Raw genomic sequence first — 15,239 nt, 5'->3', positions numbered from 1 at the left:
CCTTTAGTCAGGGGATTGACGGTAATGATAGTGGCCTACCAGATCAAAGCCCAGTCCTTGATACAGGCGGTTCGCGGCCGCGTTCGCCTTTGTGCAAAGAACCGCCACCTGGGTCGCCCCCTGCGCCTGCGCCCAGAAACCGGCGCTGCGCATCAGCCATTTCGCCACACCCTGCCCGCGCTGGTGTTCCAGCACCTCGACCGCATGGACCATGCATACGCCATCATGCAGCGCGGCAAAGGCGACGCCACCGGGCATCTCGTTCCAGCGGGTCAGGATCGCGGTTTTGGTCGCGGCGCGGTGCATCACGTTGATCCGTTCAGGGCCCACGCCGCCCTTGGCCCAAATCTCTGTCATGATGGCCAGCGGCTCCCAGATCTGGAAAGCGGTCACCCGCGGCATCGGCACATCGGTCAGCTTGCCGACCGGCGCGATATAGACATTCACCGGATCGACGATGTCATACCCGCGCGCGGCCAGCTCTGTATCCAGCGTGTCGTCGCCGTCGCGGATCATGAAGATTGGGCGCTGGTTCATGGCGTGCATCGCGGCCTCGGCCTGACCGATATCCGCATTGGGTTCGGCCATCGTCGCGGCAGAGACGCGTTTGCCCCCGCCCTGCCCGTCCCGCAAGGTCCAGCCGGTTTCGGTCCAGATTTTCGCGGCGGGCCATGTGTGGTCGATGACCTGATAAAGCTGCGCCAGATCGGTCACGGGAACACCTGCGCGAGCTTTGCCATCGCCGCGTCGACCTCGGCCTGATCATTGCCACGGATCACGATATGCGCGCCGTATTTGCCGTCTTTCTGGAAGGGGTAGGACCCGATAGAGAGGTTGGGATAGCTATGCGCCAGCTCTCCCAACGGTCCGGCGATGTCGCCCTCTCCCCGTTCGATGCGATGGGTGGCGCTGATCAGGGGGGCCCCACCGGTCAGGGTTGGCAGAACGCTGGCGACCATCGCCTCGAACACGGCGGGGACGCCCGCCATGACATAGACGTTTTCCAGCTTGAACCCCGGTGCCGCAGACACGGGATTATCGATCAGCGTGGCATCATCGGGGATACGCGCCATGCGCAGACGGGCGGTGTTCAGCTCTGTCGCGCTTTTGGCGTAGTGATCGGCCAGAATGGCGCGGGCATCCTCGCGCACGTCGATATTCTTGTTAAAGGCCGCGGCGATGCAATCGGCGGTGATGTCATCATGGGTCGGCCCGATGCCGCCACTGGTGAACACGCTGTCATAGACGCGCGACAGTTCCTGCACGGCGGCAATAATCGTGCCGTTTTCATCCCCCACCACACGGACTTCTTTCAGGTCGATCCCGACGCTGGTCAACTGCCCCGCCAAATGGTGCATGTTTGAATCGCGGGTGCGCCCCGACAGGATCTCATCGCCGATGACGATCATCGCAGCAGTGGGGTTGGGCATGGCTGTCTCCTTGAGGGGCCGTTGATTGAGGTATAGGTCACCCCCCATGCGCTTTCAAACCGAACTTGTCCCCGCCCGCCTGATCCGCCGCTACAAACGGTTTCTGGCCGATTGCCAGCTTGAGGACGGCACCGAGGTGACAGCCCATTGCGCCAACCCCGGGTCGATGATGGGGCTGGCCATACCGGGCATGAAAATCTGGCTTGAGCCGAACGACGACCCCAAACGAAAGCTGAATTACGGCTGGCGGCTGGTTGACCACGAGAACGGGCATTTCACCGGCGTCGACACCGCGCTGCCGAACCGTGCGATCAAGGCCGCGTTAATGGATCGGCAGATCGCCCCGCTCGCGGGCTACACGACCGTGCGGCCCGAGGTGAAATACGGTGAAAACTCGCGCATCGACTTTCTGCTGACAGAACCCGGCCTGCCCGACGCCTATGTCGAGGTGAAATCCGCCACCCTGTCGCGCCGCGAGGGGCTGGTCGAATTCCCCGACAGCGTGACCAAACGCGGCGCAAAGCATCTGGGAGAGCTGGCGCAGATGGCACGGGACGGGCACCGCGCCGTGCTGCTTTATCTGGTGCAGCGGACCGATTGCAGCGCCTTTAGCGTGGCGGCCGATATCGATCCTGCCTATGCCGCCGCTTTTGCCGACGCCCGCGCCGCGGGGCTGGAAACCCATGTCATCGGCACCCATATCAGCCCCGACGGGGTCAGCGTTGCGGGCGCAATCCCCCTAATCGACCCGCCTGCACTGGCGTGTAAGGGCCAAGCGGGTTAGACAGCAGCAAATTCATATGACGGAGACAGCGGTGATGAACGAACACCGAGGACGCCAGACCAAAGATGGCATTCGCATTTACGACCCCTCGGATTTCGCGGGGATGCACGCGGCGGGCAAGCTGGCGGCGCAAATCCTTGATGACATCGCCGAACATGTCTTTGTCGGACAGACCACAGGTGCCATTGACGGTGTTATCACGCAGATGATCGAAGACGCCGGCGCGAAGTCTGCCACCATCGGGTATAAGGGCTATCAACACGCCAGCTGTATCTCGTTGAACCATGTCGTCTGCCACGGCATCCCCGGTGACAAGAAGCTGAAGGACGGCGACATCCTGAACATCGACGTCACGGTGATTGTCGATGGCTGGTACGGAGATAACTCGCGCATGTACGTCGCGGGCAAGCTGTCGCGCAAGGCAGAGCGATTGATCAACGTGACCCATGACGCGCTGATGCGCGGGATCGAGGTCGTGAAGCCCGGCAATACCTTTGGCGACATCGGCCACGCGATCCAGACATTCGCAGAATCCCACCGGATGAGCGTTGTGACAGATTTCTGCGGTCATGGGCTGGGCCGCGTGTTCCACGCACCGCCAAACGTGCTGCACTATGGCCGCCCCGGCACCGGTGCCGTCCTTGAGCCCGGCATGTTCTTTACCATTGAACCGATGGTCAATCTGGGCCGCGCAGAGACCAAGGTGCTGGCCGACGACTGGACAGCGGTCACCCGCGACAAATCCCTGTCAGCGCAGTTTGAACACTCTATCGGCGTGACCGAAACCGGATACGAGATCTTTACCGAATCCCCCGCCGGCATGTTCCACCCGACCTATAGCCAGGGCTGATCCTCAACCCCGGCGCTTGGCCAGCTTCAGCTCGATCACGGCCCACACCACGCTGCCTGCATAGGCAAAGCAGCACAGTACCAATGTGGCCCACGGGAAGCTGACCAGGCAGGCGATGAAGCCAGTAAAGAAGATCAGGAAATAGGTCACGTTGGCGCGCGAAAAGCTGACCGACTTGAACGACCACGTGGGGATGCGGCTGACCATGACCCAGCCGACCAGCACGATATACAGGCTGGATACAACGTCGGGCAGCGCGGCACCGGGGCCGAAGGCATAGGGCAGATAGATCGGCAGCATCACCAGCATCGCACCTGCGGGAGACGGTACACCGGTGAAATAGCCGCCATCGTCCAGCGGGTCTTTGGTGCGGGAATCGACGTTGAACCGCGCCAGACGCATGACGCAGCAGATCGCAAAGACCAGTACCGCCAGCCAGCCCGCGCGATAGCTGTCCTGAAGCCCCCAGAAATACACTACTAACGGCGGGGCAACACCGAAGTTCAAGAAGTCCGCGAGGCTGTCGAGTTCGGCCCCGATCTTGCTATTGAAGCCCAAATAGCGCGCGGTGCGCCCGTCCATCCCGTCAAGGATGCTCGCCAGCGTGATCAGAGCCACAGCCAGCGCGATATTCCCCTCGGCGGCGAAACGGATCGCGGAAATACCGGCACAGATCGCGGCAATCGTCAGCATGTTGGGCAACAGCTGCAGCAGCGAGAATTCGGTCTTCGTCTTATCCGGCGCGACGGGGGGCTGATCGGTCATCTCAGGAAAGCTCTGCCAGCACGGTTTCGCCTGCGACCATGGTCTGACCGATGCTGACGCGCGGGGTAACCCCCTCGGGCAGGTAGACATCGACGCGCGATCCAAAGCGGATCAGACCAAAGCGTTGACCCGCCTGCGTATGCGCGCCCTTCTTGGTGAAACACACGATACGACGCGCCACCAGACCGGCGATCTGGACGGCGGCGACCTCGCGGCCGTCGGCCATCTTGATGCGCAGGCTGTTGCGTTCGTTATCCTCGCTCGCCTTGTCCAGCGAGGCGTTGAAAAACTTGCCAGGGCGGTAAGCGATTTCGGTGATCTCGCCCGCGACGGGGGCGCGATTCACGTGGCAGTTAAATACGTTCATGAACACGCTGACCCGTGTCAACGGCGTGTCGGGCATTCCCAACTCTGCGGGGGGCACGGCAGGTTCGATCAATGATACGATGCCATCTGCAGGGCTGATAACAAGGTTATCGCCCTTGGGTGTCACCCGTTCAGGGTCACGGAAAAAGTAGTAGCACCAGACGGTTGCGCCCACACCCAGCCACCCCAGTGGTTCAGCGATGATAAAGAGCACCAGCGTGATCGCGGCAAAGATTGCCACGAACTTGCGCCCCTCGGGGTGCATCGGCTTGATGAAGGTGCTGGTCATGCTCAGGCTCATGGCGGTCTACTTTCCTTTACGTCTTTGTTAGCACATAGGCCGCAGCGCAGCGAATGCAAAGCGGCAACTGTTGATGCCCACTGGGCTAGTCTTGGCGCAGCAGGGTGATCCAGGTGTCGCCATACTTGCGCTTGTCCTCGCGCGTGAACCCTTGGGGCGGATCAAGCGGGGCGTTTTCCTCGCAAACGATCATGGCATCGGGTGTCAGCCAGCCGCCCGCGCGCGCCTTGACCAAGGCGGTCTGGCCCATCCCCTTGCCATAAGGCGGGTCAAGAAAAACCAGATCGAAGGGGGCCGCGATCCAGTCACCAAGTGCCGTCGCGTCGGAGCGCATCAGCGCGGTCGCGCTCTCGGCTCGCAGCTTCTTGATGTTCTCGGTGATCAGCTTTTGCCCGACGCGCCCGTTTTCGATGAACACGACCTCGCGCGCACCGCGCGACAGCGCCTCTAGCCCCAGGGCACCGGTCCCCGCGAACAGGTCAAGCACCCGCGCGCCGTTGATCACATTGTGATGGGTCAGCATCGAAAACAGGCTCTCGCGCACGCGGTCAGAGGTGGGGCGCAAATGCGCATCCGCATCGCCCTTGCCCACGTCGGCCAGTTGGGTGCCACGGTGTTTGCCAGCGATGATCCTCATGACTTCAGCAGTGCCTTCAAATCTGTGCTCGGGTCTTCGATCAGCGCAGGTGCGGGGGATTTGCCCGCCTCGATCAACCGGCGCCCGATCATGAAGCCGCGCGGATCGTTCATCGCATCCACCGCCAAGAGCTCGTCCCCGCGATAGTACCAGAAGGCCACGCTATCGGCATCGCTGCGACGGGTGATCACGCGATCATAGCCCATGTTCAGCCCCGCGATCTGCAGTTTCACGTCATACTGGTCCGACCAGAACCACGGCTTGGCGACATATTCCTTAACCGCGCCCATGATGTTTTCCGCGACCAGCTCGGCCTGATCAATGGCGTTTGGCACAGATTCCAACCGGATGCGCCCGCCGCGATAGGGGAAGGACGCGCAATCGCCCGCTGCCCAGACATGCGGCGCAGAGGTGCGCCCGTGGGTGTCGGTCATGATACCGTTGTCATTCACGATCCCCGCCGCATCGGCCAGCGCCGTCGCCGCCCCGATGCCAACGCCGACGATCACGAAATCCACGTCCAGCGTGGTGCCGTCAGACAGTGCAGCGCCGGTGACATGCGTGTCGCCTGTCAAACGCTCAAGCCCGACGCCTTCGCGGATGGTCACACCGTGCGAGGCGTGAAGATCGCGGAAAAAGTCAGAGGTCTGCGGGGCCGCGACCCGTTGCAGGATGCGGTCGCCCATCTCTACCAGCGTCACCTGCAACCCCAGCTTGGCCGCGACCGAGGCGGCCTCTAGCCCGATATAGCCACCGCCGACGATCAGCACCCGCGCGCCTTTGGTAAAGCGCGGACCCATCGTATCGACATCGCTGAGGTCGCGCACCACATGCACGCCCGCCAGATCGCCACCGATATGCGCGGGCAGCCGACGCGGGAAAGATCCGGTGGTCAGCACCAGATCGTCATAGGCCATATCCCCGCCGTTGACCCGCACGGTCTGCGCCGCCGGATCAATGCTGTCGACCGTGGAGCCCAGCATCAGGTCGATCCCGTGGTCGGCGTAAAAACTCTCGGGTCGCAGATAGAGCCGCTCAAGCGCCATGTCGCCCAGCAGATAGGCCTTGGACAAGGGCGGGCGCTGGTAGGGGGGCGCGGTTTCGGCCCCGATCAACGTGATCTTACCCTCAAAGCCGGAGTTGCGCAGCTTGGCCACACAGGATGACCCCGCCTGCCCTGCCCCGATCACCACCACATGACCCATCCTTGCCCCTTTCGAAAAAACCGTGTTCCTGCCTGCCTGCAAAGCCTATATCTTCCGTGAAGACAAACGCAATGACACGAAAGGTCACGCATATGACGATTTCCCAAGGCGACACGCTGCCCGATGCAACGCTGGTGCAAATGGGGCCGGACGGCCCGCAGCCTGTGCAGATGGCTGACAAGCTAAAGGGCCGCAAGGTCGTCGTCTTTGCCGTGCCCGGTGCCTATACGCCCACCTGCGATTCCGCCCATGTGCCCAGCTTTGTGCGCACCAAGGACCAGTTCGACGCCAAAGGCGTTAACGAGATCATCTGCGTGTCCTGTAATGACCCCTTTGTTATGGCCGCCTGGGGTGAATCGACAGGTGCGACGGCGGCTGGCATCACCATGCTCGCCGATGCCAACAGCGCCTTTACCAAAGCCATCGGTATGGAATTCTCGGCCGAGCCCGCAGGGCTGATCTCGCGCTCCAAACGCTATGCGATGCTGGTGGATGACGGCAAGGTCACGCTGTTCCAGGCCGAGGTCCAACCCGGTGTCTGCGATATGTCGGGCGGCGAGGCGCTGCTGGACAACATGTAATCCGGCACGACCCTGAAAATGAAAAACGCAGCCGCGGGGACACCGGGGCTGCGTTTTTCTTTGGATAATGCGACGATCAATGGTGCCTTAGCCCGCTTTGACCTCGCCCATCAATCCATCCATCTTGCGCGCCAGCTTGGCATCAAGCGAGCTTAGGCCATCCACGTCATGGGTCGTCAGGGTGACGATCACCTTGTTATAGACGTTCTCCCACTCTGGATGGTGGTTCCATTTCTCGGCCCAGATCGCCGCGCGGGTCATCCAGCCGAAAGCATCCGCGAAATCATTGAACTTGAATGTTTTGACGATGGCGTCGCGGTCATCCACCATGGCCCAGCCTGTACTGAACAAGGGTGCCAATACGGTTTTGCGCGTCTCTTCGCTTAATCTTTCGCTCATTCCTGTTCCTCAACCTCGACCCTTTTGAACGGGCCGTAATCTGTCAAAATATCTATCTCTTCGTCAACGGCTGCCCGTTCCTGTACAAGATAGTCTTCAACAGCGCGCATAAAACCCTCGTCCCGCATCCAATGCAGCGACCACGTCGCCTGTGGCAGGTAACCGCGCGCGAGCTTGTGTTCCCCCTGCGCACCTGCCTCGACGGTAGAGAGGCCCAGTTTGATCGCGATATCGATGGCCTGATAATAGCACAGTTCAAAGTGCAAGAACGGATGATGTTCAGTGCAGCCCCAATAGCGCCCATAAAGCGCATCGGCACCGATAAAGTTCAGCGCGCCCGCCACCCATGCACCATCCCGCTTGGCCAGCACCAGTGCCATGTCGTCGCGTAGCTGGTCCTGGGCGATGTCGAAAAATGCGCGTGTTAGATAGGGCGTGCCCCATTTGCGCGCGCCTGTGTCCTGATAGAATTGCCAGAAGGCATCCCAATGTTCGGGCTGCAGATCATCACCGGTAAACACCTCAATCTCTCCGCCAAAGGCCTGTGCCTGTTGACGTTCCTTGCGGATGTTCTTGCGCTTGCGCGAGCTGAGCGTGGCGAGGAACCCGTCGAAATCCTCGAAGCCCGCGTTGTGCCAGTGGAACTGCTGACTTTTGCGGGCCAGCAGGCCCAGTTGCTCTGCGGCGGCGGCTTCGTCTTGGGTACAAAAGGTAATGTGCAAGGACGACAGCCCGTTTGAATCGGTCAGCTGGACCGCCCCCTGGATGAGCGCTGCGGTGCCTGTCTCTTCAAACCCCGGACGGGTCAGGAAACGGCGGCCCGTGGCGGGAGTGTGAGGGACGGCGATCTGTAGCTTGGGGTAATAGCGCCCGCCCGCCCGTTCAAACGCATGGGCCCAGCTGTGGTCAAAGATGTATTCACCCTGACTGTGTGACTTGGCGTACATCGGCGCGACCGCGATGATCTGACCGTCAATGGCAGCGCTGAGGTACTGCGGCTGCCACCCCGTACCGGGGCCGACGCTGCCGCTTTCCTCTAGCGCTGAAAGGAAACGAAAGGTGGTGAAAGGGTCGGCGGGGCGCGCGCCCTCAGAGGCTTCGGGGCAGGCACAGGCATCCCAATCCGCCTGACCGATTTGCGCGATGCGCGAGGCAATTCTGATTTCGACGTCGCGCGCGTTCATTCTGGGTGTCCCGTTGTCATAGGCCTTATCTGTGGCCGAAGCCGGACGGTTCAACCTTGCAGCGGCGCGTCATAGCCTTCGAAGGTGATATTATGCGCAAATTCGCGTGCGCCGTTTTCAACTGAAAGACTGCGCACGGTCCAGCAGCAGATCATCGCGCCTGCCTCGCGCAGCTCTGCCACGCGGGGGCGGGGCAGATCGTCGACCTCGTGGCTGATGAAACACGCGCCGGTGCGGTGGTAATCGGGGATCTCGCGCAGGCGGTCGCAGGTGGCTTTGGGCAGCGGCCATTCGACATAGCGATAGGCGCTGGTCACCAAACCGCGCGGCACATCCGGCAGCAGGTCAGCCATGCGCGCAACGCTGTTGGGGTTGAACGACATGACAGCGACATCACCCGCATAGTCGCGCAGGGCTGCTGCCACCGCATCTTCCAGCGGCCCGATGTCGGTGCCCATTGCACCGTCCTGATCCTTGATCTCGACCAGCAGCGGCACGCGTCCTGCGATCAGTTCCAGCACCTGCGGCAGGGTGGGAATAGTGTCGCTGCCGCCGGTGAGCGTAATCTGGCACAGGTCATCCGCATCGCGTTGCCGGATGGCACCGGTCTGCCCCGTCAGCCGATCCAGCGCATAGTCGTGAAACACCAGCGCCACACCGTCGCGTGACAGTTGCACGTCAAGCTCGATGCCATAGCCCCGATCAATCGCGGCCTGAAAGGCGGCAAAGCTGTTTTCGGGCCGACCGGTATCGCGGTGATGAAAACCGCGATGCGCAATAGGGGTCGTGTAAAACGTCTGAGGTAGGGTCATTCGATTTCGAAAATGCCTTCGATCTCGACCGCGACACCCAGCGGCAAGGACGCGGCAGAAACCGCCGAGCGCGCGTGACGCCCCGCATCCCCCAAAGCTTCGACAAGGAAGTCAGAGGCCCCGTTGACCACTTTGGGCTGGTCGGTGAAGTCGGCGGTGGAGTTCACAAAGGCCGTCAGCTTCACCACCCGCTTGAGCCGTTCGATATCGCCGTCACATGCGGCTTTGACTTGCGCCAGCAAGCTGATCGCGCAGGTCTTGGCGGCTTCGGCACCCGCGGCGACATCCATATCCGCGCCCAGTTTTCCGGTGATGAACCCGTCCGGCCCGTTCGAGATTTGACCCGAAACATAGACCGTGTTGCCGGTTTTCACGAAGGGTACATAGTTCGCCGCAGGGGCAGGTGCGTCAGGCAGGGTGACGCCAAGATCGTTCAGACGGCTGGTGATGCTCATGGGGGACTTCCTTGGAATGAATGGCTTTGGCGGGACGATAGCGATGCGATACCGAAACGAAAAGACCCATCAGTGAGGAACTGCAACACCTGCCACCAACGCGAGCCGCCCAAGGAAACTCATGTTGCGTATTTCGGGGACGCTGCGCATAACGAACCATGTTTGTCACGCGTTTTCGGGATTTATACCATGTTCAAGGCCACGACCCTCTCCACATCGCTGCGCGCCCTTGTGGGTGTCACTTTGGTTGCAGGTCTTGCCGCCTGTAGCGGTGCATCGCGACCCCAGCCCGCAGGGGTCAATGACCCGCACGAGGCCGGTAACCGCAAGGTGCATGCCTTCAATCAAAAGATCGGCGGATCGGGCAAACCCAACCGCGTGCTGGGGGCGGTACCGATCGAATTCCAGACGGTCGTGCATAACGTCTCCGAGAACCTGTCGATGCCGCAAGCTGCCGTCAACAGCGCCTTGCAGGCGGATGTCGCGGGCTTTGGCCTGTCGACCTACCGCTTCTTGGTAAACAGCACGCTTGGGATGGGCGGCCTGTTCGACGTCGCGAGCGAATTCAAAGTGCCCGAGCATGATACCGACTTTGGCGAAACGCTATATGTCTGGGGTGTGGGCGAAGGCCCGTATATCGAACTGCCCCTGATCGGCCCGTCCACCCGTCGCGACACCACCGGCCGCGTCGTGGACCTGTTCACCAACCCGCTGTCCTATACGCTTGATAGCCCCGAAAGCTATGTCGGCACCGTCACCGGTTATGCCGATAGCGCATTCGAGAAAAACCGCCGCATCGTGAATGGCAAGCAAGTGCCAATCTCCGCATCGGGCGACAGCTATGCCCAAGCCCGTCAGGACTATCTGCAAAAGCGCCGTGCCGATCTGGCGCGCCCCACCAGCATCGCCGCCACCACCGGCCCGCGCATGGTTGACTAAGCATCAAATAACACGCGCCTCCCTCCCGGTCTCTTTCGGATAGGGGTGCGCGATTCAGGTCAGGGCAGCTTGGCAACGGGTCTGCGGAGGATCATTATCAGGGCATGGATATCACCCTGATCAAAACCTTTATCGAAGTCGCCAACACCGGCTCTTTTGTCGCTGCTTCCGAACGGCTGTTTGTCACCCAATCCGCTGTCAGCCTGCGCGTGCAACGGCTTGAGGACAGCCTAGGCCACCCGCTGTTCAAACGATCAAAAGCGGGGGCGGTGCTGACCTCGGAAGGCGAACAATTCACCTCATATGCGCTGAGCCTTCTCAAGATATGGGAAGAAGCCCGGCAGCAGATCGCCATCCCCGAAGGATACAGCCGCAGCTTTTCCTTCGGCGCGCAGCACGCCCTTTGGCACAAGCTTGGCTTTCGCTGGATCGACGCCATGCAAGCGATGATGCCCGAACTTAGTATTCACGCCGAAATGGGCATGTCCGACCGGCTGACGCGGTTTCTGGTCGAAGGGGTTATTCAGGCCGCCTTGCTTTACACCCCGCAGCTGCGCCCCGGTTTGCGCGTCGAACCCGTGCTGGAGGAAGAACTGATTCTTGTCGCGTCCTTTGAAACGGACGTCAAAGATCTTGGCAAAGAGTATGTCGCGGTCGACTGGGGGCCGGAGTTTACGCATATGCACGCCAGCGCCCTGCCCCATCTGACCAATTCGGGGCGATCATTGGCGCTTGGCGGGCTTGCCGCCGATTATATCGTCAACCGTCGCGCCGCTGCCTACCTGCCCGCACGGGCAGTGCAACGGTATCTCGACGTTGGAAAACTGCATGTTGTGGCAAATTCCCCACGCTTTGCGTACCCCGCATGGGTGGTCTGGCGCGAAGATCTGGACCCCGAGATGCTGTCGATCGCACGGCGTAGTTTGATGGACCTCGCTCAAGCGGCTGAAAATCAACAGAATATTCTGATCGAGAGCTTGGACAACGCGCCAGACACGCCTTAATTCCGCTTCAAGGGCAGTTAACACGAGTAATACTTGCTTCATGCACGATTTATTCGAATTTCACTTATCTTACCCCCTGTCTTAAATCCATTCTCAGCAGAGATGCTCTCGCCTCAATCAACGAGGCGGGTCACTTCTAAGGGAAAGGATTCCCCAATGAACACAGTACTTAAAGCGTCCGCGGTTTCCGTAATCGCACTCTTGGCTGCTGCTCCCGTTTTCGCGCAGCAACGTGCGCTTGGCATTGAAACGCTGAACGACCAGATCGACGACATCACCGATGACGTGAACACCGACCTGGCCCGCGGCGCTGACGCAGAACGTTATGGCGCCAATGGTGTTGCCCAAGGCTGGCGCGGGTCTTTCGCCCTGTCCGCATCGGGCACCAGCGGCAACACAGACAACGGCGAAGTATCGGGCGCTGGCCGCCTGACATACGGTGTCGGCGACTGGAACCACCTGGTTGGTTTTGCGGTAGAATACGGCGAAGCAAACGGCACAAAGAGCGAAGAGAAGTTCTTTGGTACCTATGAAGGTAGCCGCTACTTCACACCCGAGTTCTATGCGTTCGGCCTGGCCCGTTACCAATATGACGGTTACCTGACCGACACATCCGGTGCAGCCGTGGACGGTTCCGAAACAGACGCATTCTTGGGCTTTGGTCCGGGTTACCGCGCGATCAATAAAGAAGACAACACATGGCGCGTTCAAGCGGGCCCCGGTGTACGCTACTTTAAAGACGCAACCGGCACCTCCGAAACCGAAGTCGGCTTCATCGCCTCGTCGCGCTACTTCTACGCGTTCAACGACATCGTATCCTTCACCATGGACACCGACATTGTCGGCTCTGACGTGAACACCATCGTGTCGAACGACGCTGGCATCAACTACAAGATGTCCGACAACCTGTCGACACGCGTAAGCTACCGTACCGACTACAACACCGATCCGGTTGCGGGCCTGAAATCCACTGACAACACCCTGGGTGTGTCGCTGGTTCTGGGCTTCTAAGCCAGACTGTCAAACCCTCGGGGGCGGGTCTCCTCGTACCGCTTTCGGGGATGCGACAAAAGGAAGGGAGGCCGGAGTATTCCGGCCTCCCTTCTTTCGTTTCCAAAGGATTGTGCTGCCGTAGAGGCAGGGTCTTTACCCGCCAAAGATATCGCGCAGCACCCTGTCGATGACGCCCAATGGGTTGTCCTGACGCGGCACGCGCTGCGGCTGCGCCGGTTGCTGAGGCTGCGGCGGGGCCTGTACGACAGGCGGTTCCGGCACGATCATCGGCAGCGGCGTATTGGGCAGCCCTTCGTGAACGCGCATCATGACCTGCTGCCAGATCTCGGTGGGCAACCCGCCGCCCGATACACCGGTCAACGGCGTGTTGTCGTCATAGCCCATCCAGACACCGGCCACATAGTCGGCGGAGAAACCGATGAACCAGGCGTCGCGGTTGGCCTGTGTCGTGCCGGTTTTGCCGGCCAGCTCGCGGCCACCAAATTGCGCCCGCCCGCCGGTGCCCTCGGACACGACCTTTTCCATCATATAGACCAGTTGCAGTGCAGCATCTTCCTGAATGACCCGCTCGCCGATACCGCCGCCCGTGCCCATTACCGGATCAGTGTCGCCCTGCAACGTCAGATCAATCAGCCCATAGGGTTTAACAGATGACCCGCCGTTCAGGATGCCGGCATAGGCACCTGTCATTTCAAGCAGCGTGCTTTCGGACGCCCCAAGCGCCAGCGCCGGACCAGCGGCCAGATCGCTTTTGATGCCGAACTGCTCTGCCACCTGGCTGACCACATCGCGGCCGACACTCTCAGAGACCTTGACCGCCGGAATGTTCAGCGAATCCTTGAGCGCGGTGGTGAGCGTCACGTTACCCTTGAAGCTGTTGGTATAGTTCTTCGGGCACCATTGGCCCGACCCTGGCACGTTCAGACAATAGGGCGCGTCTTCGATCAGATCGTTGGGCGAATACCCCAGATCCAGCGCCGCTGCATAGATAAACGGTTTGAAGGCAGAGCCGGTCTGGCGCATCGCTTGTGTCGCGCGGTTAAAGGCCCCCGCGACCTTGGTCTTGCGCCCACCGACCATGCCGCGCACGGCCCCGTCAGCAGACATGATCACCACAGCCGCCTGCGCTTTGGAACCTTCGCGGACCTTGTTTTCGAACACCCAGCTCAGACCTTCCTCGGCGGCGCGCTGGATCTTTTGGTCAAGGGTGGTCTTGATCACCACATCCTCGGTCGTGTTGCGGGTAAAGAACTCCGGCCCCGACGACATCACCCAATCCGCGAAATAGCCACCCGCCTCGGCCTCTGCGGCTTCTGACAGCTCTGCGGGGTTGGCAATGGCGCTGTCCGCTTCGGCCTCTGACAGATAGCCCTGATCTTCCATCAGGCGGATCACGGTTGCCGCACGGCTTTGCGACCGATCCAGATTATTGGTCGGTGACAGCGTGGTCGGTGCGGTCAACAGACCCGCCAGCATCGCGCCCTCGGCAGGCTTCAACGCGGCGGCCGGTTTGCCAAAGAAACGCTGCGCCGCGGCTTCGGCTCCGAAGGCACCGCCGCCCATATAGGCGCGGTTCAGGTAGATCGACAGGATATCATCCTTGGAATACTTCGCCTCCATCGCCATGGAGAACAGGGCTTCCTTGCCCTTGCGCGACAGCGAGGACCGGCGACATTCGGCTTCGTATTCCTTTTCCGTCTGCCCCGAAGACGCATCATAGGGTTCACCCAGACAGAGCAGCTTGGCCACCTGCTGCGTGATCGTCGAACCACCGTGACCGGACAACGGCCCGCGGCCCTCGCTCAGGTTGATCTTGACCGCCGAAGCGATGCCGCGCGGGCTGACACCAAAGTGACGATAGAAGCGTTTGTCCTCTGTCGAGATCACCGCGTTCTTCAGGGCGGGGGATACGCTGTCTGCAGTGACGACGCCGCCGAACTGATCCCCGCGCCATGCAAAGACATCACCATAGCGATCCTTGAGCGTGACAGACCCTCGCGCACGCCCGTCCAGCAGCGCCTCGAGCGGCGGCAGCGTGGTGTAGAAATAGCCGACGGCCAACGCAACCATCAGCACCGCCACGGCAGTTACCCGCCAGACGATCGTCCAGATCAACCGGAAGACCCACCGCACCAGCGCGGCCAGCCAGCCAATAGGCCCTTTGGGGCGCGCAGGCGCACGACGTGCAGGCTTGCGCTTGGCCGGAGCCTTTTTCGCGACCGGCTTGCGGGGCGGTTTGCCGCCTTTGCCCGCGGTGCGTTTATCGGCAACCAAGGGCCGCTTCCGTTTGGATGAATCACTCATATGCTGCTCGCTGAACCATTCTTTTTTTCGCACTCTATCCTGCACGGCGCGGTTTGTTTAGCGCAGACGCCCCGCTGCGCCGTCTAATTAACGCCCAATAATCAGGCACATTTCCCACAGCGCCCAATAATCAGGCAAACGCGCCCGCCCAGAGAGGGACTAAGCGCGATGCACCCTTCCTTCAAGGGGCACCGGCCGCTCTTTTATCC

The 15,239-nt window shown here is 60.9% G+C and carries 17 protein-coding genes; 6 read left to right on the top strand and 11 right to left on the bottom strand.

Features of this window, described 5'->3' with window-relative positions:
* Positions 1-3: 3 nt before the first annotated feature.
* On the bottom strand, positions 4-714 hold the full coding sequence (locus GLP43_RS03475; RefSeq protein ID WP_237278212.1) for a GNAT family N-acetyltransferase: 711 nt from the start codon (positions 712-714) through the stop codon (positions 4-6).
* The gene (locus tag GLP43_RS03470; protein WP_237278211.1) at positions 711-1,430 is read right to left on the bottom strand and encodes a competence/damage-inducible protein A; all 720 of its coding nucleotides are present in this window, start codon (positions 1,428-1,430) and stop codon (positions 711-713) included. The genes GLP43_RS03475 and GLP43_RS03470 overlap by 4 nt, the downstream gene beginning before the upstream one ends.
* Before the next feature lie 46 nt (positions 1,431-1,476).
* Between GLP43_RS03470 and sfsA the strand changes: the two genes are divergently transcribed.
* Positions 1,477-2,214: a DNA/RNA nuclease SfsA gene (sfsA, locus tag GLP43_RS03465; protein ID WP_237278210.1), complete on the top strand. Its 738-nt coding sequence runs from the start codon at positions 1,477-1,479 to the stop codon at positions 2,212-2,214.
* 34 nt (positions 2,215-2,248) lie between these two features.
* A complete protein-coding gene (gene map / locus GLP43_RS03460; RefSeq protein ID WP_037944888.1) occupies positions 2,249-3,064 on the top strand; it encodes a type I methionyl aminopeptidase in 816 nt (271 codons plus the stop codon).
* Between the two features lie 3 nt (positions 3,065-3,067).
* Here map and pssA read toward each other — a convergent pair whose 3' ends face one another.
* The 4 genes from pssA to GLP43_RS03440 form a co-directional block, all read right to left on the bottom strand.
* On the bottom strand, positions 3,068-3,829 hold the full coding sequence (gene pssA, locus GLP43_RS03455) for a CDP-diacylglycerol--serine O-phosphatidyltransferase (RefSeq protein WP_237278209.1): 762 nt from the start codon (positions 3,827-3,829) through the stop codon (positions 3,068-3,070).
* A 1-nt stretch (position 3,830) separates the two neighbouring features.
* Positions 3,831-4,490: a phosphatidylserine decarboxylase gene (locus GLP43_RS03450; RefSeq protein ID WP_174226618.1), complete on the bottom strand. Its 660-nt coding sequence runs from the start codon at positions 4,488-4,490 to the stop codon at positions 3,831-3,833.
* Positions 4,491-4,581: 91 nt separating this feature from the next.
* On the bottom strand, positions 4,582-5,133 hold the full coding sequence (gene rsmD / locus GLP43_RS03445; protein WP_237278208.1) for a 16S rRNA (guanine(966)-N(2))-methyltransferase RsmD: 552 nt from the start codon (positions 5,131-5,133) through the stop codon (positions 4,582-4,584).
* Positions 5,130-6,338 (bottom strand): NAD(P)/FAD-dependent oxidoreductase, encoded by a 1,209-nt coding sequence (locus tag GLP43_RS03440; RefSeq protein WP_237278207.1) that lies wholly within the window; start codon positions 6,336-6,338, stop codon positions 5,130-5,132. Before GLP43_RS03440 ends, rsmD begins: the two co-directional genes overlap by 4 nt.
* A 92-nt stretch (positions 6,339-6,430) precedes the next feature.
* Between GLP43_RS03440 and GLP43_RS03435 the strand changes: the two genes are divergently transcribed.
* Positions 6,431-6,919, top strand: a complete 489-nt coding sequence (locus tag GLP43_RS03435) for a peroxiredoxin (RefSeq protein ID WP_237278206.1) — start codon at positions 6,431-6,433, stop codon at positions 6,917-6,919.
* Positions 6,920-7,006: 87 nt separating this feature from the next.
* Here GLP43_RS03435 and GLP43_RS03430 read toward each other — a convergent pair whose 3' ends face one another.
* Genes GLP43_RS03430 through GLP43_RS03415 form a run of 4 tightly spaced genes read right to left on the bottom strand, consistent with a single transcriptional unit; the run spans position 7,007 to position 9,769 of the window.
* The gene (locus GLP43_RS03430; RefSeq protein WP_093731549.1) at positions 7,007-7,318 is read right to left on the bottom strand and encodes a 4a-hydroxytetrahydrobiopterin dehydratase; all 312 of its coding nucleotides are present in this window, start codon (positions 7,316-7,318) and stop codon (positions 7,007-7,009) included.
* Positions 7,315-8,502, bottom strand: coding sequence for a GNAT family N-acetyltransferase (locus GLP43_RS03425; RefSeq protein WP_237278205.1), 1,188 nt, complete (start codon positions 8,500-8,502; stop codon positions 7,315-7,317). The genes GLP43_RS03430 and GLP43_RS03425 overlap by 4 nt, the downstream gene beginning before the upstream one ends.
* A 50-nt stretch (positions 8,503-8,552) precedes the next feature.
* On the bottom strand, positions 8,553-9,314 hold the full coding sequence (locus tag GLP43_RS03420) for a glycerophosphodiester phosphodiesterase family protein (protein ID WP_237278204.1): 762 nt from the start codon (positions 9,312-9,314) through the stop codon (positions 8,553-8,555).
* Positions 9,311-9,769, bottom strand: a complete 459-nt coding sequence (locus tag GLP43_RS03415) for a RidA family protein (protein WP_009825875.1) — start codon at positions 9,767-9,769, stop codon at positions 9,311-9,313. The genes GLP43_RS03420 and GLP43_RS03415 overlap by 4 nt, the downstream gene beginning before the upstream one ends.
* 189 nt (positions 9,770-9,958) lie before the next feature.
* Between GLP43_RS03415 and GLP43_RS03410 the strand changes: the two genes are divergently transcribed.
* From GLP43_RS03410 to GLP43_RS03400, 3 genes are all read left to right on the top strand, one after another.
* Positions 9,959-10,708: an MlaA family lipoprotein gene (locus GLP43_RS03410; protein ID WP_237278203.1), complete on the top strand. Its 750-nt coding sequence runs from the start codon at positions 9,959-9,961 to the stop codon at positions 10,706-10,708.
* Between the two features lie 104 nt (positions 10,709-10,812).
* The gene (locus GLP43_RS03405; protein WP_237278202.1) at positions 10,813-11,712 is read left to right on the top strand and encodes a LysR family transcriptional regulator; all 900 of its coding nucleotides are present in this window, start codon (positions 10,813-10,815) and stop codon (positions 11,710-11,712) included.
* A 156-nt stretch (positions 11,713-11,868) separates the two neighbouring features.
* Complete coding sequence (locus GLP43_RS03400; RefSeq protein WP_237278201.1) at positions 11,869-12,723, top strand: DUF481 domain-containing protein; 855 nt, start codon at positions 11,869-11,871, stop codon at positions 12,721-12,723.
* Positions 12,724-12,858: 135 nt separating this feature from the next.
* Here GLP43_RS03400 and GLP43_RS03395 read toward each other — a convergent pair whose 3' ends face one another.
* Positions 12,859-15,030: a transglycosylase domain-containing protein gene (locus GLP43_RS03395; protein WP_237278200.1), complete on the bottom strand. Its 2,172-nt coding sequence runs from the start codon at positions 15,028-15,030 to the stop codon at positions 12,859-12,861.
* Between the last annotated feature and the right edge of the window lie 209 nt (positions 15,031-15,239).

The sequence above is a fragment of the Sulfitobacter sp. M39 genome (assembly GCF_021735935.1).
GTDB lineage: Bacteria > Pseudomonadota > Alphaproteobacteria > Rhodobacterales > Rhodobacteraceae > Sulfitobacter.
Note: the sequence above shows the minus strand (reverse complement) of the source record. Positions and strands in the feature narration are given on the sequence as shown.